This is a genomic window from Brevundimonas sp. (assembly GCF_036659295.1).
Classification (GTDB): domain Bacteria; phylum Pseudomonadota; class Alphaproteobacteria; order Caulobacterales; family Caulobacteraceae; genus Brevundimonas.
The window spans coordinates 1-9,353 of record NZ_JAVXCU010000086.1 but is presented as its reverse complement, the minus strand read 5'-3'; the positions used below and the strand labels follow the sequence as shown (position 1 = coordinate 9,353).

Genomic DNA, 9,353 nt, shown 5'->3' with positions numbered 1-9,353 from the left:
CGTTTACGCCGACGTGAACGGCTAGAGGCGTTTAAGGCCTGTAATTCCGGCACCTATTTGCTAGCTCGGTATTTAGTCTGGATCAGGCTGGGCAATATCGGGGTCGAAACCATGAAGATCAGTCGTTTCACAGTGCTGGCGATATTTGTCGTTCTGTCGCTGGGTCTTCTGCTTGGACTGATGCTGGAACACCGTCTGTGGCCTCTGACCTTGCTGTCGGTGGCGATCACGGCCCTGGGCTTTTACGACCTGATCCAGACCCGTCACTCTGTGCTGCGCAACTATCCGATCATCGGTCATTTCCGCTGGCTGATCGAGGCGATCCGCCCCGAACTGCGCCAGTACCTGTTCGAGGCCGATAACGAAGCCACCCCCTATTCGCGCAGCCAGCGCTCGCTGGTCTATGCCCGCGCCAAGGGCGAAAGCAGCGAGCGGGCCTTTGGCACCCTGCTGGATGTCTATAGCGAGCGTTACGAGTTCATCGCTCCGTCCATGCGCCCGGCCCCCGTGGCCGACCTGTCGACCATGCGCGTCAGCATCGGCGGACCACAGTGCAAACAGCCCTATTCGGCATCCCTGTTCAACATCTCGGCCATGAGCTTCGGTTCGCTCAGCGCCAATGCCATCCGCGCCCTGAACCAGGGGGCCAAGACCGGCGGCTTCTATCACGACACCGGCGAAGGCGGCATCAGCCGCTATCACCGTGAAAATGGTGGTGACATCGTGTGGGAAATCGGCAGCGGCTATTTCGGCTGTCGCACTCTGGACGGCAAGTTCGATCCCGAACGCTTTGTCCAGAACGCCTCTTCGCCACAGGTGAAGATGATCGAAATCAAGATGAGCCAAGGGGCCAAGCCCGGCCATGGCGGCATCCTGCCCGGTCCGAAAGTCACGCCCGAAATCGCCGAAATCCGTGGCGTCGCCGTGGGTCAGGACTGTGTGTCACCGGCCTATCACACCGCCTTCAACACCCCCGTCGAAATGATGCATTTCATTCAGACGCTGCGTGAACTGTCGGGCGGAAAGCCTGTCGGTTTCAAACTGTGCATCGGCCACCCGTGGGAGTTTATGGGCATCGTCAAGGCGATGCTGGAAACCGGCATCCTGCCCGACTTCATCGTCGTGGACGGTGCCGAGGGCGGCACAGGTGCGGCCCCGCTGGAGTTTGCCAACCATATCGGCACGCCCCTGCGCGAAGGCTTGCTGCTGGTCCACAATACGCTGGTCGGCGCGGGCCTGCGCGAGCACATCAAGATCGGCGCGGCAGGCAAGGTCATCAGTGCCTTTGATATTGCCAGCCTTCTGGCCATGGGGGCCGACTGGACCAATGCAGCGCGCGGCTACATGTTCGCGCTGGGCTGTATCCAGTCCCTGTCTTGCAACACCAACAAGTGCCCCACCGGCATTGCAACGCAAGACCCTTCTCGCCAGCACGCCCTGGTGGTGCCGGACAAGGCCACGCGCGTTGCCACCTATCACCGCAGCACCATGCACGCGCTGGCCGAGATGCTGGCCGCCGCCGGTATTGCCCGCCCGCAAGATCTTGGCCCGCAGCATCTGGTCCGCCGCATCAGCCAGTCCGAAATCCGGCTCTACTCCCAGATCCACACCTATCTGAAACCGGGCGAACTGCTGGAACAGGGCGAGCAACACCCCTTCTACGGCCTGTCATGGAAACTGGCCGACGCGCACAGTTTCACGGCGGAAAAGGGTTATTCAGCGTTCAACGAACTGGAACTGCACTAGGTCCAGCTAAACGCCTGTTCCAACGGTACGCCGAACACATCGGCAATCTTGAAGGCCGTTTCCAGCGAAGGCGAATACTTGCCCTGTTCGATGGCGGCGATGGTCTGGCGGGTCAGGCCGACACGCATCCCAAGGTCGGCCTGCGTCATCTCGCCTGCATGAAAGCGCAGGGTGCGGATGGTGTTGTGGATTGTCTTAGCCATGTCCGCCTCGACGATAGCCACGGATCACCAGAACGTCCTGAACGATTTGGCAGATCACGATCAGGGCCAGCGACATATTGACGATCTTGTAGGGGGCCATGGTGAACGGACCGGCCACACCGACAAACATCACACCAACCATCATGATGTAATAGGCCACCATCGTTGCCTTGCGGTTGATGGCGTGATCGCGCTCGTCGGCCATGTTGCTGGCATCACGACGGGCGGCAATGGCAATGGCGGCGCTGCCGATGGCCGAGATCAGACCATGTACCACTGCCACGGGGCCAAAGCTCCAGACGATGTCCAGCATGTTGTTACGGCCGAAATCCACTGCCGGTGCCGCTATTCCGAAATAGAAAGCATAGGTCAGAACAAAACCGATCAGCGTGAACCACGCCATTTTTTCACGAAAAGCCATGTGCGCTTCCTCCCTGCTGACGCAACAAGAATACCCAAACGAACATGGAGTCAAATTTATTTAACATAGAGGCAAAAATTATTGCCAACCATCACGCCTGCATCAAGCGATGGCGCGTTACTCCAGACTATGAAATTCACAGTCCTTTCCAGTCATCAGCGCAATATCGGCATCATGACGGGTCCCTAGCGCCCATCCTCGCGCGCACCGGCCATGATCATGCCACCGGCAACAACCGCCAGAAGACACACCGTCCACAACGTCGCAAAAAGCCAGATGCGATAATCGCCCATATCCCATAGGCCCTGCCCGCACAGCCCCTGATTACAGGCCTTCACGAACGGGATCACCGACAGGACCGACACACCGCCCCCGACGACCATCAATGCCACGCCAAGTCCCTTGAGCGATTTCGTCTCGCCATTCAGGGACGGCGAAACAGGCCGCGTCTGCGGTGCCGCTTTTTCGGCATAGACCACGCCCGAACGGGTTGTGGCAGGTTGCAAAGGCTGCGCAACCTTGGGTGGCGAGGTCCGCAAAGGTGCCACAACGCTACTCGGCGGGGCATGTCTTCCCCCCGCATAGGCCACAGCACGTTGATGATAGTCACTGACATGGAGCAGCGCCCCGACAAGGGTCACGCCCCACAAGCTCTTGTCATCCAGACACCAGTCAGTGCCCAGCGCCAAACGGCGGATTTTACCACCGTCAACATAGTGCAGCACCAGCAACTTGTTCTTGGAGCCCTCGATGGCAAAGTCGCGCACAGCAGACCAGGGTATCTTTGGATGCGCCGCCTTGAACGAGGGATGGAACGTCACCCCGCTGTCATCCAGAACCAGTTGTCTGGGCCGCACCAGATCACCTATGCGCGCGATCCCCAGCAACAGAAAAACTGCGACAATGAAAAAGCTGGGTCCGCTGCCAGTGCCCCTGAACACCTGACTGACGATAAACAGCGTCACCAGCAGGGGAACCAGACTGTGAAAGGCTGCCTTGCCTCTGGAGCCGTAAAGCGTTTCAGCCTGCATAATGTCCCCCTAGACCGGCAGTGCCGTCGTGTACTTCACCTGACTGAGGGCAAAGTGCGATGCGGCCGTGGCGACGTTGGCATGGTTGAGCAGGTCACGCATCAGGAAACGCTCATAGCCCGCCACATCCTCGGCCACGATCCGCAGCAGATAATCCCATTCACCGGACATGGAGTGCGCCTCCATCACCTCGGGCTTGGTTTGCAAAAAATGCTCGAAGGCCAGACGGTCGTTCAGGGCGTGTGATTTCATGCGCACCTGACACATGACATTGACGCCGCGCCCCACCAGATCGGCATCCACCAGCCGCACCGAGGCGCGCAAAATCCCGGCCTCTTCCATCGCCTTGATCCGTCGCCAGCACGAAGCCGGAGACGAACCCGCCGCTTCGGCCAGCGCCGCATGGCTCATGGACGCATCCAGTTGCAGCAGGCGCAGGATTCGACGATCTACATCATCAAGAGAGGTTTGTTTCATAATATCGCCAATGCTGAAACAATCTAATCAGATCACAGTTTTTCACGGCCCTTTTTGAAAGGCAATCGCGTATTCTGTGATGGCAAAATGTAGTCATCCAAATTTCGGCACAGATTTCCGATAAAGGAAGCGGCAGTTTGGATGTATGGGAGAATACGCCATGGCCGGTCATGTGCTTCAGACACCACCCGAAGGCGCGTCAAGCGACTGGACGATCCCGCAGAACTGGTCCGCCTATACGCCCGAGGAGCATGCCCTGTGGGATGTTCTGTACGAGCGTCAGACCAAGATGCTGCCCTCGCGCGTCACGCCCGCCTTCATGGATGGCCTTGATCGTCTGAAACTGTCCGACAGCGGCATCCCTAATTTCGAAGACCTCTCCGAGCGCCTGCACAAGCTGACCGGCTGGCAGGTTGTCGCCGTTCCGGGTCTGGTCCCCGACGAGGTGTTCTTCGAGCATTTGGCCAATCGCCGCTTTGTCGCCGGTAACTTCCTGCGTACGCCCGACCAGATCGACTATCTACAAGAACCGGACGTCTTCCATGACGTGTTCGGCCATGTGCCTCTGCTGGCGAACCCTGTGTTTGCCGACTACATGCAGGCCTATGGCATGGGCGGCATGAAGGCCATCAAGCACAATGCCATCCACAACCTGTCGCGCCTGTACTGGTACACGGTCGAGTTCGGCCTGATCCGCGATGGCGACGACATGAAGCTGTATGGCGCGGGGATCGTGTCTTCGCGCACAGAATCCATCTTTGCGCTGGACGACAAATCGCCCAACCGCATCGGTTTCGACATGAAGCGCGTCATGCAGACCCGCTATCGCATCGACGACTTCCAGCAGACCTATTTCGTTATCGACAGCTTCGAAGACCTGCTGACCCAGACGGTCGAGACGGACTTTGCCCCGATCTATGCCCAGATCGCCAGCGAAGCCGAGTACGAACCCGCCGACATCCTGCCGACCGACCGCGTTTATGACCAGGGCACGCAAGCCTGGGCCAACCGCGTCAACGACAACTGATTTCACCCGATTTTAGCGCGCCCCTAAAATCGGGCGACGAACAGCAAGGAAAGACCAACCCCATGGCCATTACCGCTGAAAACCCCATCGGTCTCGACGGCTTCGAATTTGTCGAGTTCACCAGCCCTGATCCAGCCGCCATGAAGGCGCTGATCGAACAGCTGGGCTTTGTGCCGACGCACACCCACCCCACCAAAAAAATCACCCGCTATAAGCAGGGCCAGACCAACCTGCTGGTCAATGACGAGCCGACCGGTCAGGCCGCCGATTTCCGTGCGGCCCACGGTCCGTCGGCCTCGGGCATGGCCTTCCGCGTGGCGGATGCCCAGCAAGCTTTCGATCTGGCCATCTCGCGTGGCGCACAGGCGGTTGACGCTTCGGTCGGCGCTCTGGATGCCAACGCCAAGGTGCTGCAAGGCATCGGTGGTTCCTACCTGTATCTGGTTGACCAATATGGCGACAAAGGCAGCATCTATGACAGCTGGACCGAGATCGCCGGTTGGCAACAAGCCGAAGCCGAGAACGCCGTCGGCCTCGAGATTCTCGACCACCTGACCCACAATGTGAAGCGTGGCCAGATGCGCACATGGTCGACCTTCTACAACCAGATCTTCGGCTTTGAAGAGCAGAAGTATTTCGACATCAAGGGCAAGGCCACCGGCCTGTTCTCGCAAGCGATGATCGCGCCGGACAAGGCCATCCGTATCCCACTGAACGAGAGCCAAGACGAGAACTCGCAGATCGAAGAGTTCATCCGCCAGTATAATGGCGAAGGCATCCAGCACCTCGCCATGACCACGCAGGACATCTACGGCACCGTAGAAAAACTGCGCGCGCGCGGCGTCAAACTGCAAGACACGATCGAGACCTATTACGAGCTGGTGGACAAGCGCGTCCCCGGCCACGGTGAAGACCTCGAGCGCCTGAAGAAAAACCGTATCCTGCTGGACGGCAATGTCGGCGAAGAAGGTTTGCTGCTGCAAATCTTCACCGAAAACCTGTTCGGCCCGATCTTCTTCGAGATCATCCAGCGCAAGGGCAATGAAGGCTTCGGCAACGGAAACTTCCAGGCCCTGTTCGAGTCCATCGAACTGGACCAGATCCGTCGCGGCGTCATCAAGGTCGAGGCCTAAAGGCTTTCGGGCGGGGCCGTAACGCGCCGCCTGTTTAGCTGTAGATTTTTACACCTCTTCTCCCCGCCTGAAGCCCCGTCATCGTCCGCGATGGCGGGGCTCTTTTATTTTTGGCGAGGGGATTAGTACGGGCCTGCGTATAAGTCTGAAGGGACAGCGCCTTTTCAGGCAGGCAAACCATGACTTCCAAAACGATGAACGACATCGACAGCGTCCTTGCGGCGCAAAGCCCCATCGGCTCTGACCTCCTGCTGGACGGGATGGAAACGCGCGTCTGGCAACGGATCGAGGCCCGTATCGAGCGCGCCCGCACCGTACGGATGCAAGGGGCGGCTCTGGCCGTCGCGCTGGTGGTCGGGATCGTCAATGGCGGCATTGCCGTGCGCCATTTCCAGCCTGCGCCCGATGAAATGCAGGCCTTCAGCCTGTCATCCGGCCTGATCCCGTTTAGCCAGACGGAGCTGGGATAATGAACAAGGGCCTTAAATCCTTTATCCTGATGGCCCTTGTGGCCGTGGTCGCCGGTGCCGCCGGTGCGTGGGGTTGCGCCAGCCTGATGCTGCGCAAACCGGACAATCCCAGCCTGCATGCCATCGTGCATCAGGAACTAAAACTGGACGCTGCCCAGACTGCCCGCATCCGCGACATCGAAACCCGTTTTGCCCCCCAGCGGACCACGCTGGAATCCGAGGTCCGCAACGCCAACCGCGAGCTGGCATCGGCCATTTCCGCCAGTCAGGGCAATAGTCCCGCCGTTCAGTCGGCGGTCGATCATTTCCACGTCGCCATGGGCAATCTGCAAAAAGCGACCATCGCCCACGTCTTTGAAATGCGCGAAGTTATGACGCCCGAACAGGCCGAAACCTTCGATGCCCGCGTGGTCGATACCCTGCTCGAAGAGGGTGGCCGGTAAGCCCTCGTGGTTACCGGTCCCGAAATCTGTGCGCGCGCGGCGGGTAAAGACCGCGCGGCCTTTGAAACCCTGATGACCGCCACCAAAGGCGGTCTGTTCCGCTTTGTGCGGCGCTATACGGGTGACGACGAGGACGCGCTTGATCTGGTGCAGGAAACCTATGCCTCGGCATGGCTGGCCATCCACCGCTATGATCCGCAACGGCCGTTCGATGTCTGGCTGCGGGCCATTGCCCTGAACAAGTGCCGCGACTGGGGCCGCCGCCGCACAGTGCGGCGCTGGATGCGTTACACGGTCGGACTGGACACCCCCGAAGCGGCCCATGTCACAGATGGTACGCCCGATACCGACACCCTGATTGATGACCGCCGCAAGATCGAGCGCCTGAATACGGCCCTGCGCGACCTGCCGGACACCCTCAAGGCCCCGCTGTTGCTGACCTCGATAGATGGCCGCAGCCAGCAGGAGGCCGCGCGGATACTGGGCATTACCGTCAAGGCCGTCGAAACCCGCATTGCCCGCGCCCGCCAGAAACTGGCCTCTGCCCTGTCGCGCGACATCTAGCCGAAGAAACCTGTAATCTTCACGCGGGTTTATGAGGGGCACGCTCCAGTTCCGCGTATTCATGGATAGACAGGGCGTCACACACGCCCTCCCCCGTGACTTCAAGACCGAGACCAGAGGATTTCCCTATGACGCCGATGCGCCTTGATCGCCGCACCCTTTTACGCGGAGCCGCCGCCGGTGGCGGTATAGCCGCCCTCAGCGGCCTTCTTCCGGCATGGGCGCAAAGCGGATCGGCGGGCATCCGTCCCGACATGACGACGCTGAACGGGCCGAATGTGGACCTCAGCGTCAATCACGGCGAGTTCACGGTCGGCGGTCGCACCGGCCATGCCTTTATGATCAACGGCACCCTGCCTGCGCCGCTGATCCGTCTGCGCGAAGGCCAGAATGTGCGCCTGTCGGTGACCAACCATCTGGAAGAGGACACCTCGATCCACTGGCACGGCCTGTTGCTGCCGTTCCAGATGGACGGCGTTCCGGGCGTCAGCTTCCCCGGCATCAAACCGCACGAAACCTTTGTGTACGAGTTCCCCGTCAAGCAGTCGGGCACCTTCTGGTACCACTCCCATTCAGGGCTTCAGGAAGCCATGGGCCACTATGGCCCGATCATCATTGATCCGGCCGGTGCCGATCCGGTTGCCTATGACCGCGAGCATGTGATTGTGCTGTCGGACTGGAGCTTCCTGCATCCGCACGAAATCCTTGCCAAGCTGAAAAAGAGCCCCGGCTATTTCAACAACCAGAAGCTGACGCTGGCGGGCCTGATGGACGGTTCCGAAGGCATGGGCCTGTCGGAACGCCGCACATGGGCGGGGATGCGGATGGACCCGCGCGACATCCTCGATGTGAACGGCACCACCTATACCTATCTGGTCAACGGCCACGGTCCCGAAGAGAACTGGACCGGCCTGTTCCAGCCGGGCGAGCGCGTGCGTCTGCGCATCATCAATGCCTCGGCCATGTCGATCTTTAATGTCCGTATTCCGGGCCTGCCGATGACCATCGTGAATGCCGATGGCGAAAACGTGCAACCCGTAGAGGTGGACGAGTTCCAGATCTCGGTCGCCGAGACCTATGACGTCATCGTGCGCCCGACCGAGGACCGGGCCTACACCATCGTGTCGGAAGCCATCGACCGTTCAGGCATGGGGCGGGCGACCCTGGCCCCGCGTCTGGGGATGACCGCCGAGGTCCCGCCGCTGCGCAAGGTTCCCAACCTGACCATGGCCGACATGGGGATGGGGGGGATGGATCACGGCTCAATGGCGGGGATGGACCATTCGGCTCATGGTGCAGCGGCGGGAGCCGCCGCCGCGCCGATGGACCACGGCGCCATGAGCATGCGCGACCCGAACAACGCCCCCGCCGACATGGCGGTCGGCGTCGGGGTGGACGCCATCGCGCCCGCGCCCGCCAACCGTCTGGGCGAGCGGCCTCAGGGCCTTCAGGACGTCGATCACCGGGTGCTGGTCTATACCGACCTGCGATCCCTTGAACCCAACAAGGATGCGCGCCCGCCGTCGCGTTCGATGGAAATCCACCTGACCGGCAATATGGAACGGTTCATGTGGGGCTTTGACGGTCGCAAGTTCTCGGAGCTGGTCGAGCCGATCCGCTTCGAGCTGAACGAGCGGGTCCGCGTCACCCTGGTCAACGACACCATGATGGCTCACCCGATCCACCTGCACGGCCACTTCTTCGAGCTGGTCAACGGACACGATGGACATCAGCCGTTGAAGCATACGGTCAATGTTGCGCCGGGCTCGAAGGTGACCTTCGACCTGACCGCCGATGCGCCGGGCGACTGGGCCTTCCACTGCCATCTGCTGATGCAC

General features: G+C 60.4%; 11 protein-coding genes. 7 read left to right on the top strand and 4 right to left on the bottom strand.

Annotation, left to right across the window (positions count from 1 at the left end):
* A partial coding sequence (locus RSB01_RS12130) for an FMN-binding glutamate synthase family protein (protein WP_332625542.1) occupies window positions 1-1,746 on the top strand: 1,746 nt, incomplete at its 5' end.
* On the opposite strand, the gene RSB01_RS12125 is transcribed toward RSB01_RS12130, so the two are convergent.
* The 4 genes from RSB01_RS12125 to RSB01_RS12110 form a co-directional block, all read right to left on the bottom strand.
* Window positions 1,743-1,949 carry a helix-turn-helix transcriptional regulator gene (locus tag RSB01_RS12125; protein ID WP_332591382.1) on the bottom strand — a complete coding sequence of 69 codons (207 nt, stop codon included), beginning with the start codon at window positions 1,947-1,949 and terminating at the stop codon, window positions 1,743-1,745. The two genes, RSB01_RS12130 and RSB01_RS12125, sit on opposite strands and share 4 nt — an antisense overlap.
* Window positions 1,942-2,370 (bottom strand): DUF2178 domain-containing protein, encoded by a 429-nt coding sequence (locus RSB01_RS12120; protein ID WP_332591383.1) that lies wholly within the window; start codon window positions 2,368-2,370, stop codon window positions 1,942-1,944. Before RSB01_RS12120 ends, RSB01_RS12125 begins: the two co-directional genes overlap by 8 nt.
* Window positions 2,371-2,555: 185 nt before the next feature.
* On the bottom strand, window positions 2,556-3,401 hold the full coding sequence (locus RSB01_RS12115; protein WP_332591384.1) for a hypothetical protein: 846 nt from the start codon (window positions 3,399-3,401) through the stop codon (window positions 2,556-2,558).
* A gap of 9 nt (window positions 3,402-3,410) precedes the next feature.
* Window positions 3,411-3,878 carry an Lrp/AsnC family transcriptional regulator gene (locus RSB01_RS12110; protein WP_332591385.1) on the bottom strand — a complete coding sequence of 156 codons (468 nt, stop codon included), beginning with the start codon at window positions 3,876-3,878 and terminating at the stop codon, window positions 3,411-3,413.
* A 160-nt stretch (window positions 3,879-4,038) separates the two neighbouring features.
* On the opposite strand from RSB01_RS12110, the gene phhA reads away from it, so the two are divergent.
* The 6 genes from phhA to RSB01_RS12080 form a co-directional block, all read left to right on the top strand.
* On the top strand, window positions 4,039-4,905 hold the full coding sequence (phhA, locus tag RSB01_RS12105) for a phenylalanine 4-monooxygenase (protein WP_332591386.1): 867 nt from the start codon (window positions 4,039-4,041) through the stop codon (window positions 4,903-4,905).
* Between the two features lie 62 nt (window positions 4,906-4,967).
* Window positions 4,968-6,038, top strand: a complete 1,071-nt coding sequence (gene hppD / locus RSB01_RS12100) for a 4-hydroxyphenylpyruvate dioxygenase (protein ID WP_332625541.1) — start codon at window positions 4,968-4,970, stop codon at window positions 6,036-6,038.
* A gap of 179 nt (window positions 6,039-6,217) precedes the next feature.
* Window positions 6,218-6,508: a hypothetical protein gene (locus RSB01_RS12095; protein ID WP_332591388.1), complete on the top strand. Its 291-nt coding sequence runs from the start codon at window positions 6,218-6,220 to the stop codon at window positions 6,506-6,508.
* Window positions 6,508-6,951 carry a periplasmic heavy metal sensor gene (locus RSB01_RS12090; RefSeq protein ID WP_332591389.1) on the top strand — a complete coding sequence of 148 codons (444 nt, stop codon included), beginning with the start codon at window positions 6,508-6,510 and terminating at the stop codon, window positions 6,949-6,951. The genes RSB01_RS12095 and RSB01_RS12090 overlap by 1 nt, the downstream gene beginning before the upstream one ends.
* 6 nt (window positions 6,952-6,957) lie before the next feature.
* Entirely contained in the window at window positions 6,958-7,515 is a 558-nt protein-coding gene (locus tag RSB01_RS12085; RefSeq protein ID WP_332619696.1) for an RNA polymerase sigma factor, read from the top strand.
* Between the two features lie 128 nt (window positions 7,516-7,643).
* Window positions 7,644-9,353 (top strand): copper resistance system multicopper oxidase (locus RSB01_RS12080; protein ID WP_332625540.1); only part of this gene is annotated, 1,710 nt, incomplete at its 3' end.